Consider the following 23,204-nt stretch of genomic DNA (forward strand, 5'->3'; position numbering starts at 1 on the left):
TTAATTTTATGACCATTGTTCTGCTTCTAATAATTCTGGGTTTGTTTTCAGTACGTTATCAAGAGCTGCCTGCTCCCAATTGACCCTAACTTCGGTAACATGATGCATAGAGGTTAAATTTAAATTTGCCTTCGTAAAATTACAAGCCGTTAAGAAACTGTTATTGAATCGCGCATAACTTAGTTCAGCTTTTATAAATGAGCTATCATTTATTTCTGTCTCTTCAAATAATGACTGGGTTAAATTAGCAGAATCAAAGAGACAATTTATTATCCTGGACTGATTAAAATTACTTGGGTTTAATTGGCACTGAGAAAAATCAACACCCTCTAATTGGGCCTCCTGAAGACAAACTGCTTCCAGGTTCATTCCTTTAAAAGTAGTTTTTCTTATGGTCGTTTTAAATAAATTGATGTGTTTTGTTTCAGAAGCAATCGAAAAATCTGTTTCTTGAATTTTCGCCTCAATAAACAAACTTCTATGGAGGTTACAGCGGTTAAATTGAATATGATTAAATTCACTTGCTTCAAAATTTGCCGCAGTTAAGTTGACATTTTCAAAGAGGACTGTAACAAATTTCGAATTTTTTGCAGTAACCCGTTCCATATTACAATCGACAAACTTTCCCTGAGAAAGATCACATTTTGAAAGATTGATTTTAGTAAGAGTACAGTTGCTGAACTCACAATTTTTAAGAACCTGACCACGAAATTTGCTATTCGAGAAATCTGATTCAGAGGCACGAATATCAATAGAGCCTTCATTGGAGTTTAAATCCGTCGCAATCCAGCTGGACTTGTGACTTTTTAGTTGACTTATTGTGGAGGAAATTATTGTACATAACTGCATCGTGCATGATTCAAAGGTAACCTGTTCAAATCGACATCTTTCAAAAACAGATGCAACAAATTGGACGTTTTTAAACACCACATTTTTAAAAACAACGTCTAAAAACACGGCACGTCGCGATTCAATATGTTCAATGATTATGGAATCCAGCGATACGTTTTGAATTATTTCTCTTTTGGATAGTTTCGTTGCTAATTCTTCAGCGTTCATAAGGACTCTTCTTGTTTTAACGAAATATTTCTCACCAAGCAATCCAGTATTTTCACATTATTTTTCTGACAGTCTGTAAACGGTATGCTGTATAAATTACAATGATTAAATTCAGTATTTGCAAAAGTTGAACTGTAAAAAATACCTTGAAAAAAATTGATGTCCTGAAAGAGGCAAGAGTCCACTTTACAGTTACTAAACCTAAACTTTTTAGCATTACATTTGCTGAAATTTGATTTGTTTACGGTGCTATTAATAAACTGTGATGAGTTAATGTCACACTCGCCAATAGAAATTTGTTCGTAATGGCCACCTAATATTGCCCCGTTGCTTAGATCACAATGCTCAAAATTGCTAGTTGATATATAAGTATGGTCATTACCCCGCAATTTCGTTATCACACATTTTATAAACTCGGCGCGAGTTAATTGTGCGTTCATCAAGTTTAAACCAGACAATGAGCAGTTAGAAAAACTACACTTAGAAATACTTGTTCCTTTAAAACTTAAATGGTCAAAATTGCTATCTTCCATCCTTAGATTATCGATCGAACATTTAGTTAAGGAGAGTTTGGGTGCGATGAGATTGTTCCCGCTCATATTGGATAGTTTTGTATCATCAAAGTGCGCATGAGATAAATCGGCTTTAACAAAATTAGGATTTACCCAAACGCATCTATTAATGTTGGCAAATTGCATCCTTGCTTCAGAGAAATTACAGGAATCAAAGCTACTGTCTGAAATATCAAGAAAATTGGCTTTTAGACTGAGAAATAAACTCCCATTAAACTGACAATTTTTAAGTTTGGCGTAATTGAAAAAAGCCGCAGAAAAGTTACATTCTTTTCCTGAACACCCTTCAATCTGTGCTTGATGCATATCGCATTCTTTAAAATCAGCTCGATTTAAAGCAGAGTTCTTTATTAAAGTCTGAGACAAATTGGCATGAGTCAATACCGCCTCGGATAGATTAGTATTAATCAGCGTCGCGGTTGATAAATTCGCCTTGTGCAATCGGGTACGGGACAGATTACATTCGCTTAAATTGCAACCCGATAAATCCATACCTGACAAATCCAAGTCAGATAAATCAATACCTGCCAAATTTTCACTGGCAAATTCTTTACCCTGTTGGATATCCCGAATAATTTCTTCTCGTGAATAAGGTGACTTTCCAACCCGTCCTAATCGAAATAAAGTTAAAGCACTGACTTTATCTAAGCGATTAAATTGTTGTTTAAATTGTTCCAAATTTTTTAGGATTTCCGATTTTTTTTCCTCTGGAAATTCATTGTTGATGATCTGTTTTTTAAGATAATCTAAATGGTTAACTTGTTGTGGGTGAATGTTTTTTTGAGCCCTTTCAAACGTGAATTTATCAAATACAGGCACTGTTTGATTTTGATTTTTATAAAACTGCTCGACTTCCGATAATACTTCCTCTGGAGTTTTTCCTTTAAAAAACTTTGCCGCTTCAATTTCATCCAAACTCTTGTGCGGATGAAAAATTTGAGCTATTTCTCTAATCTCTTTGTCTAAATCCAAATCGAGTCCAACGGGTTTAGCGGAGCGAGTCTTAGATCTTGACTCTCTTGGCTTAGCTTGTGCTGCCATTTCTTTAGGCTTATTGCGTAGCTTAACGTAATAATCGATATCCTTTGGCGGTTCATTTAAGGATTCACTAACCGTATAGATGAAATCAATCTCATTGGTGGCTATATCCTGAATATCCAACATACCATGCCAAATGAGAATCCCTTTTTCTTCATCAGGAAGTAACCAGAGTGTATCAAGGTTCAAATTTAATTCCCTCAAACTCTCCGGATCAGCAATGCGATTATAAAAACAACGTACACGTAAACCTGGTAGCTGGCTTTTAATCGTTGATTGCTCAGCATGCATATTAGTACAAGTAAATACCTCGTCACCCTTAAAAAAATGTTCACTTTGCTGATCTTCTTCTGCACGATTAAAATAGAGCCAATCAATGTCTCCTGGGTAATACGGACTTTCATTTAATAACCATTCATCGTTAAACGTCCCCAATTTATCAAGTTGGTACTTACACGTAGGCGTATGAGGAAGCAATAAAGCAGGCGGTGGGGTATCTCTGGGTAATTTAATCAGTTGTGTCGGAACTTCAACATTTGGAACCTTCGTTTCATTGCTGGAATCGGTTGTTACATATCCCTTACCGTCAGGATTGATTGCATGCCCCTCCCCTCCATACGCGTTTGTTAAATTAATCGGGATACTACGAAAGTACTTAGGTTTGGATAAATGGTAATTTGATTCAACTACTTCCCATTGCCTATCGCCAAAAACAGTTAATTGTTTTTGCATGTTGCCAAGTGTTATCTTCACAAAACTTGTGCTGGTATTGTCGTCATAGGCATAACAAGAGCCTTTGACAAAAAACTCTGCCTTTTTTTTGGGTATGTATAAATCGATAAACTCACCTTGGCTGGAATTAAACGATTTTTTTGCAACCTTCCAAAAATCGGCATAACTCAGAAACGCACCTTTTTGAGTAAAAGAGAACATTGTCATAATAGTAACAGCTAACTGCGGTTTACCTTGGTGGCGGAATTTGAATGTAATAACGGTATGAGGTTTATCTTTAAGTATCTTCATCTTTGAAGAGTAGTCCTGATTTTGAACATCAACTTAAACAGTTGCTGACAATATGAGGGATGTATGAATAGTTGTCAATTGGACAATTTGAAAAAGTGAGACAGGCTCATGCTATCTTGACACGAAGAAGAATCCTTCGATATTGTCAATACATCCGCTCACAGTAAAACATTCTGCACCTACAGATGTACCATTTTTTAGTATACGGATGTTTGCGTTTACTCTAACGATCAAGGCAACAGGAGTCTTATGAACGCCAAGCTATTAATGCCCCAATTACAAATTCCAGGAGTTGCTCCATCAGAAATCATTGTACTCGAGTTTGAAGGACAACAAGCTATTGCAGCTTTATATGAATTTCAAGTTGAGTTTGCGAGCAAAAGGTTGATTCAAGGCCAACAAGTTATAAGTCAAAAAGCACAGTTAATCTTTACTAAAAAAGACGGTGGGACAACCCCATTGAGTGGAGAGATATTTACTTTTTCACAACTTGATAATAACGACAATTATTATCGGTATAGAATTCTAATAATGCCCAAAGTCTATCGCCTGCAATATACACGCAATACCGAGGTATACCTGAACAAATCAATACCCCAAGTGATAAAGCAAATCCTTAATAGAAATGGAATTACTCAAGTCGAGCTTGATTTGATGATGGAACATAAAACCCGAAAATTTATTTTTCAATATGATGAAGTGGATTGGAGCTTCATCACTCGTTGGATGCAGTTTGAAGGTTTATTTTATTACTTTAGTCAAGATCAAAATGAAGAGAAACTTGTTATAACAGATGCTAATACTACTTTGAAAGATAACAAAGATGTCCATGAAATGTATTATCATTCGTATACCAATGCCAGTCAAAATAATCCAACTGCAAATTTGGTATATAATTTTGAATTCACAACCCATGCACTCCCTCATCAAGTTACTGTAAAATCATATAACCATAATCAATCATCAAAATCTTATACCTCGAAAGCAATTATAGATCCAACCGGGCATGCCGAAATAATGTATTGGGCGGAAAACACCAAAAGTGCTCAGGAAAATCAGCAAATCGCAAAATTTATAAGTGAAAGTTATAAATGGAAAAAAGAAATATTTATGGGTTTTTCTTCATGCTCATTGATTATTCCTGGAACAATAATTCAACATAAAAATTTCAAAACAGCTTCAATTAACAAACCCATGATGATTATTCAAAGTACCTATCGAGGCTCTCAGAAAAAATCCTTTGCATCATTACATAGTGGTGAGGAACAGGGTTCTGAGGATTATTTCCAATGCGAATATAAAGCCATAAATAAAGCAATCGCCTACCGGCAGACGATAGACGATCGAATTCCCCGCATTGCAGGTATTTTACCCGGATTTGTGGATCATGAAGGAGATGAGGATACAGTCCAAATTAGTAAAAAAGGACTATACAAGTTTCGTTTAGCAATTAGTGAAGACAGCCCAGGAAAAGGATCTGGATGGGTACGCAAAATGGAATCTTATATTGGAGATCAATATGCATTTGATTTGCCGCTTCGTAAAGGAGACGAGGTACTAATTGGTTTTCAATTTGGTAACCCCGACTTGCCTATTATACTCGGCGCAGTGAGTAACTCCACTCATCGGAATATTATTACTTCAAATAGCCAACATTATATGGGGCTTTACACCAAAGAAAACAATCTGTTTATTATCAATGAACAAGACGGAAAAACAAAAGGGATACAATTTTCTACAACGAATAACAATACCACCATGGTGTTAGGCACAGATAATATATTTAACTCGCAATTGGATGCAGGATATTGCCTTCGAACAGATAATAGCGTATGCGAAAGTATTGGAAAAAATTCGATTACTGACGTTGCTGCTCATAGTGCATTGAGTATTGGTGGGAATCATCTTGTGAGTGTTAAGGGAACTTCTTCGAAAACCGTGTATGGAGCTGATTATTACTCTTGCTATGGTGCTCGCGCCTCCTCTGTGCTCGGACTTGATTTTATTTCAAGAACTGGAGCAATGATCGACTCTACATCCGGTTTTCAAGTTAAATTAGGCAGTGGTTGGCGATATGAACAAGACTCATCAACGAGTTTGAAAACAGCACCTATTATTATGCAAGAAGCAGAAGCATCTATTTCACTGACAGTGGGACCATCTTCAATTACTATTACTCCTGAAGGTATCACTATCACCGCTCCTACTGTTGATGTTGTCTCTGAAGCAGAGTTAACATTGATCTCTGATGCGACAATAAATTTAGCCAGCGCTGACGTGAGTGTGTTAGGTAACATATCTGGGGGGCCTATGACGGAGTTTGGTGCGGGGGCTGGTGAGCTTGCCGCACCCGCGCAGGCTGCTGCAGTGGCCCAAGCCCTATCGGAAGCAGCTTGGAATATGGCCGAAAGTGTGCCTCTCATAGGGGGAGCTCTTGGTGCATGGGCAAGTGCAAAACAAGGGTTTACTGTCGCAGCGGATGCATTTGTTGAATTAGGGAGTGCTATGAAAGCAGAACTGGCACCACTTGTTGGGAAAGCATCGGCTGTGGTTGAGAAATTGGAGACCGGGGTAGAGAAAGTAAAAGGGGGGATATCAACAGTAGAGGAGTCGGTTATTAACCCAACAATGTCTTATACTGGTTATTTTACATCCTTGGCGGCTAAGTCCCAACTTTTATCTCAAGGACTGGAAATCCCAAAATATGAAGCAGAGTTTGATGAGGATTAGCTGACATGGGAGCGTCTACTTCATTTTTGTAAAAAAGAAAGCATTCAAAACCATGGACGAAGACGGTATTCTTCCAGACACACTTAGATTTATCTTCAATTTCATCCACTTAATTAATTGTGGTTTAGGAGAATAATTTTGCAAATTTGGAGATTTATGCTAGTTTAATTTATATGAGAAGATTTTTTACTTTATCATTGCCTCCCTTATTCATAAGGAAAAAAAAATGACTAATAAGGAACAATCTGTCGCTCCTAAAGAACGCATTAATATTGTGTATAAAGCTCTCATTGAAGGGGTTGAGGAAGAAATTGAACTTCCTTTGCGCCAACTTGTTCTAGGAGAATTCTATCCTGATGGAGTGAATGCCCCTTTAGAAAAGCGCCCAACAGTAAATATTAATAAAGATAATTTTAATGATGTGCTCAAAGAACACAACATCAAATTATCCGTTCGCGTACCCAATCGTTTTAGTAAAAACAAAGATGATACTGTAAGTGTTGATTTAAAATTTGAAACGATGAGAGATTTTGATCCGGATGGAATTCTTCATCAAGTTCCCCAGTTACAAAAACTATTTGAGTTACGCGAAGCGTTAAAAGCGCTGAAAGGGCCTCTTGGCAACATCCCAGAGTTTCGACGCAGATTGGATGCGATCATGAAAGATTCTGCGGCACGCGAAGAATTGGTCAAAGAAATTAAAGACAAAAAATAAGCAGTATCGAGTCGCTGAATCAAGGAGACAGCCATGGCTGATGCACAAGATAACGCTAAGAAAAAAGAAGAAAAATCGCTGCAAAAATTGTTTGCCGGAACGAATATAACTGATGATGAGGAACAGTATGCCCTCACCCAGAAAGGATTACTCGCTTTTATAGATAACGTTGTTGAAAGTAAGCTTACTGAGGAAACAGTGACCCCTGCTTTAGTAGATGACATTATCGCACATCTGGATAAACAGTTATCCGCGCAAATGGACGAGATTCTCCATAACCCTGAATTTCAAAAACTTGAATCCGCGTGGCGCAGCTTGAAATATTTAGTTGATCGCACAGACTTCCGTGAAAACAGCCTGATTGAGTTCATTCATGTATCCAAAGATGAGCTTTTTGATGACTTTATTGATGCACCTGAAATCCCAAAATCAGGTCTATATAAACAAATTTATACCAAGGAATATGGACAATTTGGTGGTAGACCTTATGGTGCCATAATTGGTAACTATTCATTCGGTCCGAGTCATAAAGATGTTACCTTACTCAGAAATATTGCTGCAGTTTGTGCCATGGCACACTCTCCTTTTATTGCCGCAGCAAGCCCTGATTTTTTCAACATCAAATCAATGGCTGAGTTGCCTCATTTAAATGATATTGAAGCAATATTTGAAAGTCCTGTTTATATTGCATGGCGCAGCTTACGTGAATCTGAGGATGCCCGTTATATAGGCTTGGTTTTACCTCGATTTATGTTACGTATGCCCTATGGCAAAGATACTTATGGTGTTCGTTCGTTTAATTACGAGGAAAATGTAAGCTCTGGTGAAGAGGCTTTTTCTTGGGGAAATAGTGCTTTTGCTTTTGCTGGATGCTTGTCTCAGAGTTTTGCTAAATATCGTTGGTGCGTCAATATTATTGGTCCCCAAGGTGGTGGCGCCGTTGAGAATCTACCTTCTTACTTTTTTGAAGCAATGGGTGAAGTCCAAGTAAAAATTCCAACAGAATTACTCATTTCCGAACGACGTGAATACGAGTTGTCTGAACAAGGATTTATTCCACTCACCATGCGAAAAGGTGCGGATAATGCTGCCTTTTTCTCCGCGAACTCAATCCAAAAGGCAAAACATTTTCCAGATACCCCTGAAGGTAAAACTGCACAAACGAATTATAGTTTAGGAACACAGTTTCCTTATATGTTTATTATCTGCAGGCTTGCTCATTACCTAAAAGTAATACAACGTGAAAAAATTGGTCTAGCCAAAGAACGTGATGATATAGAGCGTGAATTAAATACCTGGATTAGTGGCTATGTTGTTGATATGGATAATCCAGTACCCGAGGTCAGAGCAAAAAAACCGTTGAGACTTGCCAAAGTAAATGTTGAAGACGTTCCTGGCGAACCGGGATGGTATAAGTGTGTATTAATTGTTCGTCCTCATTTCAAATTCATGGGTGCGTATATCACACTACAATTAACTGGTAGTCTAGATCTTACACAAGGAGAATAAAAGTGGTCTCAAGAGAAAGTGATGGACATGACACAGCCATGTTACCTATGCTCCCAGACAGTGAAGTAGCAAGAACTCAGTATAAGTTAATGGCAAAAATAACCACTCAAGCCTCAGGAGTTGTCAAAGGAAGCAGTACTGTAAAAGGATATGAAGGTTGGGTAGCGCTCCTGGACTTTAAACAGCGTATTACTCGAGCATTCGATGCGCAAAATCAACTTATTGGCGTTCCCGATTGCAAATATTTTCGTCTTACCGGTTTGTGGGATCAAGCAGGTGTAGTGCCCCATACTCAAAGCATATTTACAGGTGAAAATATAAACACCGCCCTAATCCATTGTCTGCGCTCCAGTGCTTCAGGCGAGGTTGAAGTTGCGGTTGAAATCACCTTGGAAAATGCCAAAGTATTAGAGGTAGATTATGCCTATTCGCATCCAGCAGGCCCATTATTCATCGTAGACATGCGTCCTACTGTGTATAAGGTAATGGATAAAAAGAATAATCAAGAATTCGGTTGGGATTTGACTAAATTGATGCGGGTTGGTTAATGAGAGCAGAGCGTTTAACTGAACGAGTACGTCGTTATGCTCGTCAAGGATCTCTTTTGCCAGCCAAATTGGATTCATCGATGCTCATTGAATCCATACGCGACCATATAGAAAAAATCTTATCAACAAGACAAGGTAGCGCACCTATTGATAGAGAATATGGACTATCTGAGTTACCCACTCTTGTTGAAGATTATTCATTTGCGTATCAAGAAGAGTTGAGGATTCATTTGGAGAAAACCCTTCTTCGTTATGAGCCGCGTCTGGAGTCTGTCCAAGTATCTCAAATTTTAATAGATCCAGGGAAACAAACCATTACCTGTAACATTTTAGCGAATTTGAACCAGTCATTTGATGGCCTCAAAGTTTATTTTACTACTATTTTAACGAGTAAAGGCCGAGTACTTGTTACGTTGTAAATCAAGGTAGAGACATGATTATCGATTACTACCAGAATGAATTAAATAAAATTAGAAAGCTCGCTAGAGAATATGCCGAGCATTATCCTGCAATTGCCCCATTGCTTAGAGAGCAGAGTACCGATCCCGATGTGGAACGTATCTTGGAAGGCGTCGCTTTTCTTACGAGCCAGGTACGCATGGTAATTGATGAAAAATTACCTGGAATGGTGGATGATTTAACCCAATTATTTTTTTCTCAATACTCAAAACCAGTACCAAGTACCTCAGTGATCCAATTTATTCCTAAGGCGAACTTAGGAGAGGCCCTTCTAGTACCGAAGGGAACTGAACTGGCTTCAATTCCGATTAATGGAGTTAAATGTATTTTTCGCACAACAGTACCTGTAACTGTTGAACCCGTTACGATTAGCAGCATTAATTTTAAAGACTCAATAAGTGGAGTTGGGCAAATCGAAATTAATTGCCATCTGTGCGGTATTACATTAAAGAATTGGCAAGCATCTTCCCTACGCTTTTTTATCAATCAAAATTGGCATGATGCCAGTAACACCTTTTATTTACTGCAGCGATATGTTCACCGAATTACTATTGAAGCCCCCGGAGAGGATATACTGGTTTTATCGCCTGAGTATCTACAGCCTTGCGCCTTTGAACAGGAAGAAACCCTATACCCGGCACCTCCTAATGTTCATCATCCTCATCGAGTCTTGTATGAATATCTCCATCAACCAAATAAGTTTTTATTTCTCCGTTTATTCGGTTTAGAACGTTGGCAAAAGAAAACGGATGCATTTGATTTTAAAATTAACTTTGAATTAGAAGAAGTACCGCCATGGGTAGCTAATTTAGATAATTTTCAACTGTCCTTGCATGCGGTACCTATAGTTAATTTATTTTCTCATCATGCAGAACCCATTTACCTTGATCATAGACAACCCGATTACCAGATTATCCCTAATAATGATTTTAATGAAAACTATTCAATCTATGATGTAACATCGGTTATAGGTTATCGCCAACAAGAAAGAAAAAAGATCGAATACGATCATTTATTAAATTTTAATCCCGAACTCAATCTGAATTATAAATATATTTTCCATCACAGGCCTTCTGTCACTGGACCAGGCCGGAATACCTATATCAGTTTTTTCTATGATTTCGAGAAGGAGTTACCAGTTGATGAGACACTATCGATAGAACTCTTATGTAGTAATGGTCCTTTAACCAGGCTTTTGGATAAAGACGATATTATTTTACCTACAGATAGCTCACCTGAGAATTTGACGTACACAAATCTTATCCCGCCATCATCTTTTTTGGTTCCCACCTATGATCACGGTTTAATTTGGAATTTTCAGTCCTTATTAGCACTTAATCTATTACAACTTTTAGATAAAGATCACCTCAAGCATATTTTTAACTTGTACATCTATGAAAAAGGCGAAAACTATCAATTGAATATGAGCCGGATTAGAGGAGTTGAACATATTATTGTTGATAAAGCACGTCGTCTCTATTATGGAGAAATGATTCCAGGATTACATATCACCTTAATCTGTGATCCTGATTGTTTTAGATGCATTGGAGATATGTATTTATTTGGTTGCATCCTGGATGCTTTTTTCGGATCAAATGCGTCGTTCAACACGTTTACTTTATTACATTTGCAAAATGCACGAACTAAAGAGGTATGGAAATGGCAACCGAGGTTGAACAACCCGAGCTTAATATCTTAGACAAGTTACTCACTGAACCTAAAAGCTTTAATTTTTATCAAGCAATTCGCTTAATTAGCCATCTCTTAGCTTATGAAGCGAAAAAAGGGCTTAAAGGAACATTAGAGATTATTCCTTTATTAAGCTTGGCTTTTCCAAAAACGGATATTCATGCGATCCAAAAAAATCAGGAAAATAATCAATTTACACTGACAGCTACTTTTTTTAGTCTTTATGGGACAACTTCCCCCTTACCCACATTTTATACCGAGCAGTTAATCCAAGATAATGATCTGGATTCTGACGAAATGAAGTGCTTGCTTGATATTTTACATAAAAGACTTTACAAACTACTTTTCGAGGCATGGTCAAAAAACCGAATATTTGAACAATTTGCAGAACAACATGATGAGATTTATGAAAAGGCACTTTATGGATTCATTGGATTAGCAATCGAAGAGGTTCGTGAAAAAATACCCAATTACAATTACCTCTTGCGATATGCTAGTCATTGGGCTTCTGATACTAAATCTATTTGGAGTTTACAGAGCTTTTTAAATGATTACTTTAAAGTACCGTTCAAAGTCCATTCATTTTACCGCTCCATGCAAGATATCCCTCAAGAACAATATTGTCTGGTGGGGAAAGAAAACCATTGCTTAAGCAAAACTGCGTATCTGGGTAGTCAGTTTAAAGCAAACAGCAACAGCTTACTCATTTCTATAGGCCCTCTACATGCGGATATTTTTCCTACATTTTTAGCAAATACCGAAAATATAAATCGATTAAAATTACTCCTTCAACTCTATGTGAAAGAACCATTCTCTTATTTTATTGAGGTCATTTTAGATAAAGGTTGCTTCAAACCAATACGATTAACCTGTGAAACCACAAGTATTTTAGGTGTGGTCAGCTGGCTGTCACCCCAGAAAGAAATTGACCTATTCAAAATGCGCTACTGGTTAAAATAATAGACATAAAATCGTAATAAAAGATGCCACTTGATTGATTGAACTATGATTTTTAGCTTTAGGAAACATATACAAGATCTATTGTTTCCTTAAGAGTTCTGATACTATGGAAGTATTCATTTTGTTACTAATTAACGCTCATCTCATGTTAAGGATAATAAAATTAACGTCATGCTACGAATAATACTTTGTATTTTATTTCTAATTCTCGGTGGATGCACTACAGGTGGAAAGGAAAAAGAGCCGCAGTTAGCAAGCAGCTACCAAGATAATGCTATCCTTATTCGGGCAGTAGCCAGTAAGGATTTGAATCAATATGATCATCGAAAACATACTTTAAAGTTTGCTGTAGTTCAGGTCGAGAAAATAGAAGATGTACAAAATCAAATAGTGAATTCGGAAGGCATCAGTCAACTGCTTAATGGGGATACTGAAGCAGATAACACTACACAACCGAACAAGAAAGTCCATATTCAAACCTTTTTTATTGCACCGGGGATGACTCAAACCTTTACGCTTGCGCGTCTGGCTGCGGTCAAGAAAATTGTGGTTGTTGCAGGATACTTCAATCTAACTCCTGCGGGAGCGGTGCGCGTTTATGAAATTCCAGTCTTTAAGAAATGGAATCCATTAACATTTTGGAAAAAAACAAAAGAAATGGGACGAATTGCCATTTATCTTGAATTTGGGTCACAAGGAATTAACTACACTGAAAGTTCCTCGAAAAAGACAATAATCACGAAACAGAAAAATCGTGAGTCCTTAAAAAAATATTGGGATAAATAAATATGATTTGGAATACACCAATTGATTGGGAACATGGACTTTTTTTACAACCGCAACATTTCCAATATACTGAACTCAATCAACATTATATTCACTCTCAATTTTTACGCTACATAACCCCTTACTTTTGGGGATTTACTGATTTGATAGTGAATGAAAAATCATTGAAGAGCGGCATTTTTGACGTGGAAAAAATGGCCTTTTTTTTACCAACTGGTGAGTTTGTCGAAATCGATGTTAATGCCAAATTTTTACCTCGTTCCTTTATCTCGGAATGGCCAGCGAATGCAAACTCACTGAAAGTATACATCGGTGTCAAAGAACTTTCGAAAAATGTAGGCAATGTTACTGTTGTAGAGAGTCTGGACAATTTAAGTAACGTGAGTACTCGCTTTATTAGTTGGAATGCTGGTGATGAACTTCCGGACTACTATCATCAAGGAGCACAAGCTCATCTTAGGTCCTTATTCTATGTGGTCAAATTATTTTGGGAATTCGAGATAGAAAATACCCATAATTACTCGATAATCCAAGTAGCAGAATTGAGAAGAACAACAAAAGACGAAGTTCTTTATGATCCTAATTTTTATCCGTCCTGTGTTAGCCTCTCTGCACACCAAAATCTCAATTCAATAATGAATCATCTTCTGAGTGACTTAGTTAAAACAACCAGTAAATTAGAAAAATTCAAACAACCGCTTGACTCTTACAGTACTCAAGTGGATAAAAGTAACTTCGGCCGTTTATTTTCGCTACGCTCATTATTACGAAATGTTCCGGTTATGGAACATTATCTCAATGCCAAAACAGTTCACCCATGGCAAGTCTACGGTCTTCTCCAGCATATGATTGGGGAATTAAGTTTTTATTCTACTGAAATTAACTTTTTCGAAGGCGGAAGTGGCAACGTATCGGCAATACCTGTATATGACCATAGCAATTTGAGTAAAAGTTTTAATCTGATTATCGCGTTAATGAATAAGCTTTTAATCGCTATTACTGCAGATCCCGATCGTATTCGACGCATGGTTAAAGAGAAAACTCATTATTGGGCAGATCTGGGTAATAACTTCATCCAAAAAAACAGAAATTATTATTTAGTTATGTATGCACAAAATGATCTAGAAGAAATTGCGGACATGATAAAAGATTTTGGAAAGTTATGTGCTTATTCAGAAATAGAAAACTATATCGACTTTGCTTTACCTGGAGCGCCTATTTCCAGACTTATCTCTGCTCCAGAAGGAGTTCCAAAAGGTGCGAATTGTCTTTATTACCATATTGACCATAAATCCTTAATGTGGTCCAAGATTGAAATGGAACGAAAGGTTGCTTTTTATCTTGGGAAAACACCGGTAGACATTGTGATTGATATTGTCGCGGTAGGAGGATAAGGTGAATCTTCAAGCCATTTTTTATGATTTATTTAAATACGTCTGGGATTTAAATACAAATCAGTTCGCGACTGTGAGTTATGATGAATTCAGAGCCAAAGTTACTTCTTTAATCGCTGAGATTAAATTGAAAGAAAATGAGGTGGATAAACATAATCTGAATTCTGCTTTATTCGCAGTTTGTGCCTGGATTGATGAATTGGTACAAAAAACAAGTTGGGAAGGTGTAAGACCGTGGCAAGATAAGTTATTGCAAGCTGAATATTTTAATACTACCAGCGCCGGGGAAGAATTTTTCGTTCGCTTAAGTAAAATCCCAAGCAAACAAGAAGATCTCGTACGCATTTATTACCGTTGTTTAGTTCTAGGATTTGAAGGGGTTTATCATAAACCGTTGGATAAACCAGACTTATTAAAATATAAGCATTTTGCGTTAGAACAGCTAAGTCATGGGTTTGACATGACGAAGTACCCCTCTGAATTTGTTGCATTTCCTTTAGCTTATAAGAATGATAATTTGCAAAAGATCCCCCCCAAATTAGATCAATATCGAAGTGTACTTTGGTGGTTATTACCTATTCCGGTGATTTTAATTATTTATTTCTTTTTTTATTTTGTAATAAATAATACAGTTACTAATTATTTACATTTAATTAAGTAAGCAAGAGAGTCAAATGGGACGATTAGGACATATCATTTTTTGGATCTTGCTTGTGGTTATTTTGGCGGCCTATGCCACCTTTATAACATTTCATCTTGATTATCCAATTTGGGTAGGAATACTCATTTTCTTAGCAATGCTTTTGGCATTCATAATCCTCGATAGCCTCACTTGGGCTATTAGAAAATGGTATAAAAATAGAAAAGCTGCAAAAGCAAAAGAAACTGGCGAAAAAATTGAGACGGAAGGGTTGCGCTTAACCCTAGAAAATGCCCTGAACTATATAGAAACCAATCATATCGCCGGTGGAGCAAAGCGCTTTTGGCAAATGCCTTGGATTATTTTTTTTGGTAAAACAACAATCCTTCTATCTAATGGATTGAAACTACATACCCATTTTATGGTTGGCGATGCTGAAGATGAAGCCCTGCAGCGTAATCAAGTTTATGTACTCGATAATTTTGCCATATGGTGTGTTGATTCAGATCTTCTAGAATCCAACACCTCAAAAAAAGTGGAAAAACAATGGCTGGATTTTCTTAAGTACATCAAGAGTCAAAAGAAAGCCAGTACCCCCGTTGATCAGATTGTAATCGAACTACCCGCCTCCAAACTTTTAAATGGCGATAAATCAGATATTGCCCATCATGCCCGAACATTGAAGGATAGAGTTGATCAAGTCAGTCTTATGACCGGTTATCGCCAGCAAGTACTTTTTTGCATTACCCAATGCAATGACTTGAGCGGTTTTGATGAATACGTTGCACTCATGCCTGACAACTTGTGGAGTCAAGCCATGGGGTATATTGTTGCCAACCCACTAAAAGATTCAACTTCCACTGAACCACTTAAATACATTAGTAATCGTGCTGATGAAGTGATTGATATTGTTTTATTTGATACTCAAAAGCCAATCGATGTAACTGTATTTAACTTCCCCCCAACCTTGAGAAAACTTGAAGAAAACTATTCACGGTTTACCAGTTTATTTTTTGCTTCCTCACCCTATACAGAACCTGCAGTACTACATGGGGTTTATTTGCTGGGTGAATATCAGCACAATGGCAAAGAAGAGAGTGTTTTTTATTATGATTTTATTGATCAAATCCAGCTTTCTCTCATCCGCCCAATGTCGTTATTAACCTCTGAAATTAAAGAACGCAATAAACGGAGATGGGAATATCTAGGAGTATGGTATTTTGCAAGTGCTATAGCTGCGGGTTATCTAATTTATGTCTATAACGCCACATCAAATCGTTTAGTTGAATTAATCAAACCCTTACCCAAAAAAGAATCGTTCTCCGATCAATTGGAACAAAATTTACTGCAGTTTGGTGATTATCATGTTTTGATGGGGCAACTTGATCTCTTTAGAAATCAATTACAAATTAAAATATTACCTTACCGAGGCGGTTTAAATCGGTTATATACGTATTACAGCGAGCAATATGTAAATCATTTTAAACAATACATTTTAGTACTTCTTGATAATCGAATGGAACAAATGCTGACTCATGGAGGTCTTAACGACACCCAAAAAGCCTATTTGGTCCAGAATATGGTGAGTCGGATAAACTTAATCCAAGCCAAAATTATTAGTGGAGTAAGCCCTAACACACTGATGCAAATGCCCGACCCACAAATAAAATACTTAGGGTACACTCGCTTGCCAGAACGTTTTCTTAATACATTTGGTCCTTTATACAAAGATTATGTTATTTGGAATTCAAATTCGGAACAACTACGAGGTGAAGCTGGCAAACTGACCCTCTGGCTTGATCAATCACATCTCTTGGCATCGGATTTGCGTTGGCTTCTTGCCTGGGCAAATACTCAAGACAATGTAACTGAACTTGGATTAAACAGCTTCTGGATTGGATCCAATATTGTCAGGGATTACCTAATTGACCCTGCCTACACCAAAACAGGATATGCAGCCATTCAATCATTACTGCTACAAATTAATCATGCCTTACCTTTATACCTCGATATGAGCCGGTCCAAAACAAGTTTTGACCTATGGTATGCTGAAAATCGTCTTAGTGTATGGAAAAATTTTGCGCTTAATTTCTATAAAGGAACTAAAACCCTAGCCTTCCAATATGAATGGGATCAGACCTTTAATGATATGCTGCAAACCACCAGTCCTTACAATGCCTTCTTGCAAGATTTAGCATCAGAGTTTCAAGGCAATCTACCCTTCGCGAAACCTCGTTGGATTCAACTCGTTTTACAATTTTCTGACCTTATGGTTTATAGCCATACGAGTGAGCAGGGCATAGAGTTTAAACAGCTTTCTGATCTTATTTCAGATTGGATGAAGAAACTTCAGGAAAAGCCTTCTCAATTGAAAATCGATAGCCCCAGTAATGTATATAACAGACCGCCCAGTGTTGCGAATAAGTTGAACTTCAACACCCAAGTAAATGCGGCTAAATCTTATATGAGGTACCGTGATTTACTAAAACAACTCTATAAAGAACCTTATGTACAATCAGTAAAGGCTTATACAAATGCTCGAGAGTTGTATCTAAGTCAAATTGAAGTCGACAGACAATCTTCATTAGTCATGCAGGCATATCAGTCTTTAGTTGATATGAGAAGAGCTCTTGAACATTTTGACCAACTCGATGCCTCCAATCCTTTTTGGACATTAATGCGTGGTCCTTTGGACTATTACATTGACTATACCAATCGTTTTGCATCGTGCTATATCCAACAGAAGTGGCTGGATGAAGTATACCTTCGAACGATTGCTTTAAGTGGCGAGGAATTGAATCAAACTTTATTTGCCAAGGGTGGCCTGGTCTGGATCTTTAATGACAAATATGCGCTTCCTTTCATGAAACAAATTGGAACTCATTTCTTACCCAGATACATTCTAGGCCACGAATTCCCATTTAAAGATCAGTATTACCAATTGTTAACCTTTGGCATGAGAATCAATGAAGATCTGGAAGCGCTAGGCCATTTAAAACAAAAACCTGAAGAACGCTCCCCAGTGAATTTAATGATTTATGCTCAACCTACAAACCTTGATGTGAAAGCTACAGTACTGCCTTATAAAACAGTATTACATGTTGAATGTAAGGAAAAAGAATATTCTTTAGAAAATTATAATTACCCATCACAACAAAAAATTCCTCATTGGCAATTAGAAAGTTGTGGGCCAACAGAGATTACTCTGTTTTTCCCAGGCGCTAAATTAGTAATTCCCTATCAAGGGGACGAAGGATTTTTGCACTTCTTACAAGACTTTGATACTGGCGTTAAAGATTTTTATCCGCATAATTTTCCAGAGCATGCGAAATTTTTACAAGCAAATAAAATTGATAAAATTCGCGTGAGTTATTACATAAAAGGTGGTCATGACATAATGTGGCAAATTGACAAATACTTTGCTGCCAAAAAAGATTACAGAGTAGCACAACAAAATCTCTCTCATGTGTCTAAGCTTCCAAGAACCATCACTGATTGTTGGGCCCAGGGCGAATACGATGTTTAAAATTGATTCGATTAACAAATTGGGAACGCAAGCTATTCCTGGCATCAACAAAGCCGGTGAACAATGTTATGAGTTTGCTCAGTACGCCCAGATTCGTAATGAAGTGCAGAAATTATCCCGGGTAGGGCAATCATCGGAGGTGCACTGGTTAAGTATTATTGATAATTCCATTGAGTTACTCACCTATTATACTAAAGACATGCAAATCGCTTCTTATTTGGCTTATGGTCTATTTCATCAATACCAATTTAGAGGACTTGCTGCTGGATTAAATTTTCTTTTAAATTTTATTGTAAATTTCTGGGAAGAAGCTTATCCCCAGGGCCGGTTAAAAGCCAAAATTGAATCGCTAAACTGGTATGCAACCCAATCACTGAATCATTTAAGGCACCTCAAATTTGGTACCGACGATGAAGAGTTCCTGCAACCTAGTATTAGTGCTTTAAAAAATCTCGAACGGGAATTACTTACCCGCGGTGTCAATATCGAACTCTTTTCAAATTTCCAAAAGAAAATAGAGTCAACCAAAGTAATCACCATACCAACAACTGTACATGAACAAATGCTTACAGAGGTGCAGAACTCCAATCTACAAAATCAATCAAGTGCTAATTTAGAATCCGCGTTTATTCTATATACACAATTTGCCCGCGAGCTCATGGAAAAGGATCGCGCAAATCCCTATGCTTATTATTTAAATCGTGTTGCTGCCTGGAGTAGAATCACCGGACTCCCTGTTAACGACCATGGAGTGACCCTGGTAGAACCTCCTGAATATTTCAATCAAGAGCGCCTCAAAAAAGTTCAAGACACGAGCAATTGGGCTGAAATAGTCGCCACCGCAGAAGAAATAATCCCTCAAGAACCTTATTGGCTCGATTTAAATTTAATTAGTCTTAACGCACTGCAAAAACTGGATGGAACATTTAATCCTGCCTATGAAACAGTCAAACGCGAATTGGCCCATTTTATAAATAGAATTCCTGGTATAGAGAAATTAAGATTTAACAACAAGACTCCTTTTTTGAGTGAGCATTATGTTACGCAACTTAACTTGTTTATCGCAAAGAAAGGTTCACAAACTTCAGAGAGTGAGAAAACTTTATCTACAATCGAGCACCAACAATTGCAAGAAATAAAAGAAGTCATCGCTCAATTCAACAGCAAAAAACCGAATATTTCGCGCCAACAACTTGAGTTGCTGCACAAAGACTCCATCAGCAATAAGGTAAAATTATTATCCTATATGACGATTTGCGAATCCTTGCTTGATACCAATGAACAATCCCTTCTAAAAGCCTATTTGTCGTTTATTATTGAATTAATCAATCAACATCATTTAATAGCTTGGGAGCCTGGCTTAGCATTAGAGGCACTTAGTTTGACTTATCGCTGCATGAAGTTTTTAAAGGACTCCTTTTCAACTCAGGAAATGGACCATATATTTTCCTTGATCACAAAACTGGACCTGAATGCAGCAAAAGAGCTGGCTCAACGCTGAGAACCAACCTCTTTAAAATTCGTTATCAAACAATTACAATTCGCACAATTTTTCACTTATTTCATTACTTTTTAAAAGATATTGGTAATGACGGAGGACAGGTAACTTAACAATCTTAATCAAAATTCAGCTTGGCTGTTGAGAAAGATTATAAGTTAACTATCCTCTTGGTACTCGATGAATACCCCTTCACGTTTATTCAGGAACTTCTAAAATCGTTCACTCTTACTTTCTCATTTGATTGGCCAACTGATTTAACCCTTGCGTGTTTAAGAGTTCGAAAAGAAAAACATGGCTTGCTCAATGTCTCCCATGTCCAAATGTTGAAAAGGAATTAAATAATGAAAAATTTTAGAGAGCAACTTGTAAAGATCTATCCTCATTTACCCATTAAAAGTATTAAGGATTTGATATCCCGAATAGAACGATTTATTCCCCAGCTCACTGAATTAAAAATTTTTTTAGATTCTTATGGCAATCTAAGCGAAGAACTACTCCATAGTACCACCCCTTTTTCCTATAACATGATTCATACTCTCTTGTCATTAAAGAAACGGATTGAAAATCTACAAAGATTTGATAGGTGGGGGGAAGATCCTATCTATGTAATTGCCTTTCAAAATAAACTTGATGATACCCACGTTCGCAACCGTTGGACTGCTTTTTCCTTAACATGCGAAGCGCTTCGAATCTGTATCATCAACGCCTTTGCTAAAAGACTCTCCAATACTGACAGCGGACATCACATTGAAGACTTGCCCAACCATAAGATTGATGATGAACTGTGTCAATTGCTAAACCATCTGATTGATGATTTAAAATTAAAAACTCACGAATTATTTCCGCTTGTCCAAAACTCTGGATTGAGTGACCAGCAGCCGGCAATGTCTTCTGTCATGCCACCAAAGGAAGAGCACCTATTTTTTTCGCTGCCAGAAGAGCTAAAAGTAGGTATTTTGACTCATTTGGATGTAAGGGATTTAATCTCCGCCCAGCTTGCATCAAAAGATTTATCAACTACTGCAAGTACCGCTTTTGCAGTGCGCTTTAAAAAAAATCCTATGCAAGTTCTCGACCATTTGAATAAAATTCCTCCAAAGGAGGCCTATGAGTTTGTTGAAGGATATCAACGGACAAGTGAATATAAAGCTCTAAAAAGTCTGGTTGAACATAGAATGCCAATGTCTGATTATGAGGTGGCCTGTTACATGTTGACTCGACATCATCAGCTACTTCCCAATGTCGAACAATTAAAAAGGATTTGCACTGCTTCGCATATTGATGAACAGACAAAAGACCATCTACTTATACTTATCCAAAATGCCCTGGAAATTGATATAGCAAGTGAATCTAATCAGTCATCGCACAGGATATCCGAGAAAATAAATGCATTATTCGATTTATTTCTAAAAACTTTTTCTAACCGCTACCTCAATCTTCTACCCTCTGTCTATTTTCCAAGTATCCACTTGGTTGATGTAGATTTATCACATGCACCGCTTTCTCATACTCATATCTTCATGAGGGACATGTCCAAAATAAACTTGGCTAACGCAGACTTGAGGTATATAAGTTTTACACGTAGTTCATTGAATTTTGCTAATATGCAGCACGCAAATTTGAAATGGGCTAACCTGAGCGGTAGCTCATTGAAGTTCGCTAATCTGCAACACGCAAATTTGAGAGGAGCTAATTTGAGTGGTGCTGTACTTGAGGGTACTCTTCTTGATGGGGCTGATTTTACCGGCGTAAACCTAGCAAATGCTCAGCTTATTAATCTGGATATGCGCAACATCGATTTGAGCCAAGTTAATGTTGAATGGAGTTATTTGAACAAGGTGCGCGTGGTACCTGATGTAGCTCTTGCACATGTTGAAGCATTGGAAGATTTTTTTAATTCCTTTGAACAAAGTCTTACGGAACATCCTCATGAGAGTCAAATAAAATGGCGGTTCCAGATGTTAAAGGATTTGAAACGATTGATAAGTTCATCTTCAGAAAGTCATGAAACCAATCTACAATTTTTAAAAAAAATTCTCGCGCAGTATCCTCCGCAATCATTATCAAACACTATTTTTACCAAGAAACATCCATTTAAATATTTATTCGAACACTTTCAATTAATTCAAGCTGAACATCCAATGAATAATGAAAAACCCCCTCTGCAGGAGGAAGTAATTTCCATACTAGATGAGTTGCAACATCGAATTGATGGTTCTCCCTTCCCCGACTGTCCAGTCAGGACTGGGGACTTAGATAAAAAATTCGGCGATTGTTTCACAAAGGTGCCAGGGTTAACGAATGTGAATCAGATTTGTCAGCTCACAGGCAAGCATTTTTTTCTTCAGCAACTGTTTTATTTAAACTCCAAATACTCAAAGCTTAAACCCTATTTAGTGAATTACCCACAACATGAAAAAAGTGTTAGAGAGGATTACTCGCGGTATGCCAGTCAAATATTTGATGGCGAGTTGTTTAACCTTGAGCAATTACAAAAAATCCAGCCCGAAGAATTAGACACTTATCTTTATGGCGATGAAGATTTTATTATCAAGAAAAGCGGGCGCAACTTAAACAAAGTAAAATTGGGGGGCTTATTGATTAGCTATACTCCGGGAGGTAAAGGTTATTGCCCCGTTAAGGTTGAAGTTATTGATTTTCAGAACAAACGTTTAAAGTTTGGGTTTGATATCGAATCTTACTTTTCAATAAAGTCTGAAATCTACCTGCCTTTAAATCTCCTCAATCTTGACTCGACTCGTGGTGGATATTATCTATATCCAGAGGAGGTAGCAGCTACGCGAGCAGCTCTTGAGTTGAGAGCAAGCATCACGCATTACATTTTTGCAACCCAAAAAGGGCCTGTACCTAAATTGGCTCCAATCACAAGAATAGCGTCCCTCGCTGAAAAAGAAAGTGGGGGGACCGAAACTCCGCAGGATGAGGCTGAAAATCTGTTACTTGGAAAGAACCGTTATGGCTTATACCACCAAAAACCTAAAAAGCCGCGTTTAATGGTTTCTGAAACAATGCTTTGCGTACTAACGTGAGCAAT

At 37.4% G+C, this 23,204-nt stretch carries 15 protein-coding genes; 13 read left to right on the forward strand and 2 right to left on the reverse strand.

What is annotated here, in order from left to right:
- Positions 1-6: 6 nt before the first annotated feature.
- Entirely contained in the window at positions 7-1,059 is a 1,053-nt protein-coding gene (locus ACWTEW_RS13480) for a pentapeptide repeat-containing protein (RefSeq protein WP_454782162.1), read from the reverse strand.
- Positions 1,056-3,692 (reverse strand): DUF2169 family type VI secretion system accessory protein, encoded by a 2,637-nt coding sequence (locus tag ACWTEW_RS13485; protein WP_454782163.1) that lies wholly within the window; start codon positions 3,690-3,692, stop codon positions 1,056-1,058. The genes ACWTEW_RS13480 and ACWTEW_RS13485 overlap by 4 nt, the downstream gene beginning before the upstream one ends.
- Before the next feature lie 249 nt (positions 3,693-3,941).
- Here ACWTEW_RS13485 and ACWTEW_RS13490 point away from each other — a divergent pair, with 249 nt between their 5' ends.
- The 13 genes from ACWTEW_RS13490 (at position 3,942) to ACWTEW_RS13550 (ending at position 23,199) form a co-directional block, all read left to right on the forward strand.
- On the forward strand, positions 3,942-6,422 hold the full coding sequence (locus ACWTEW_RS13490) for a type VI secretion system Vgr family protein (RefSeq protein ID WP_454782164.1): 2,481 nt from the start codon (positions 3,942-3,944) through the stop codon (positions 6,420-6,422).
- A gap of 226 nt (positions 6,423-6,648) precedes the next feature.
- Positions 6,649-7,137 (forward strand): type VI secretion system contractile sheath small subunit, encoded by a 489-nt coding sequence (gene tssB, locus ACWTEW_RS13495; protein WP_454782165.1) that lies wholly within the window; start codon positions 6,649-6,651, stop codon positions 7,135-7,137.
- Between the two features lie 33 nt (positions 7,138-7,170).
- Entirely contained in the window at positions 7,171-8,646 is a 1,476-nt protein-coding gene (tssC, locus tag ACWTEW_RS13500) for a type VI secretion system contractile sheath large subunit (RefSeq protein WP_454782166.1), read from the forward strand.
- A 2-nt stretch (positions 8,647-8,648) separates the two neighbouring features.
- Complete coding sequence (locus ACWTEW_RS13505) at positions 8,649-9,194, forward strand: type VI secretion system tube protein Hcp (protein ID WP_454782167.1); 546 nt, start codon at positions 8,649-8,651, stop codon at positions 9,192-9,194.
- On the forward strand, positions 9,194-9,613 hold the full coding sequence (gene tssE / locus ACWTEW_RS13510; RefSeq protein ID WP_454782168.1) for a type VI secretion system baseplate subunit TssE: 420 nt from the start codon (positions 9,194-9,196) through the stop codon (positions 9,611-9,613). Before ACWTEW_RS13505 ends, tssE begins: the two co-directional genes overlap by 1 nt.
- A 14-nt stretch (positions 9,614-9,627) precedes the next feature.
- Complete coding sequence (tssF, locus tag ACWTEW_RS13515; protein ID WP_454782169.1) at positions 9,628-11,352, forward strand: type VI secretion system baseplate subunit TssF; 1,725 nt, start codon at positions 9,628-9,630, stop codon at positions 11,350-11,352.
- Positions 11,313-12,302 (forward strand): type VI secretion system baseplate subunit TssG, encoded by a 990-nt coding sequence (gene tssG, locus ACWTEW_RS13520; RefSeq protein ID WP_454782170.1) that lies wholly within the window; start codon positions 11,313-11,315, stop codon positions 12,300-12,302. Before tssF ends, tssG begins: the two co-directional genes overlap by 40 nt.
- A gap of 171 nt (positions 12,303-12,473) precedes the next feature.
- On the forward strand, positions 12,474-13,088 hold the full coding sequence (locus tag ACWTEW_RS13525; protein WP_454782171.1) for a hypothetical protein: 615 nt from the start codon (positions 12,474-12,476) through the stop codon (positions 13,086-13,088).
- Between the two features lie 2 nt (positions 13,089-13,090).
- Positions 13,091-14,482: a type VI secretion system baseplate subunit TssK gene (gene tssK / locus ACWTEW_RS13530; RefSeq protein ID WP_454782172.1), complete on the forward strand. Its 1,392-nt coding sequence runs from the start codon at positions 13,091-13,093 to the stop codon at positions 14,480-14,482.
- Between the two features lies 1 nt (position 14,483).
- Positions 14,484-15,143, forward strand: coding sequence for a DotU family type IV/VI secretion system protein (locus tag ACWTEW_RS13535; protein WP_454782173.1), 660 nt, complete (start codon positions 14,484-14,486; stop codon positions 15,141-15,143).
- A 13-nt stretch (positions 15,144-15,156) separates the two neighbouring features.
- Positions 15,157-18,648, forward strand: coding sequence for a type VI secretion protein IcmF/TssM N-terminal domain-containing protein (locus ACWTEW_RS13540; protein ID WP_454782174.1), 3,492 nt, complete (start codon positions 15,157-15,159; stop codon positions 18,646-18,648).
- Positions 18,641-20,149 (forward strand): TssA family type VI secretion system protein, encoded by a 1,509-nt coding sequence (locus ACWTEW_RS13545; protein WP_454782175.1) that lies wholly within the window; start codon positions 18,641-18,643, stop codon positions 20,147-20,149. The genes ACWTEW_RS13540 and ACWTEW_RS13545 overlap by 8 nt, the downstream gene beginning before the upstream one ends.
- 341 nt (positions 20,150-20,490) lie before the next feature.
- Complete coding sequence (locus ACWTEW_RS13550; protein ID WP_454782176.1) at positions 20,491-23,199, forward strand: pentapeptide repeat-containing protein; 2,709 nt, start codon at positions 20,491-20,493, stop codon at positions 23,197-23,199.
- Positions 23,200-23,204 lie beyond the last annotated feature (5 nt).

Source organism: Legionella stuttgartensis (assembly GCF_977063405.2).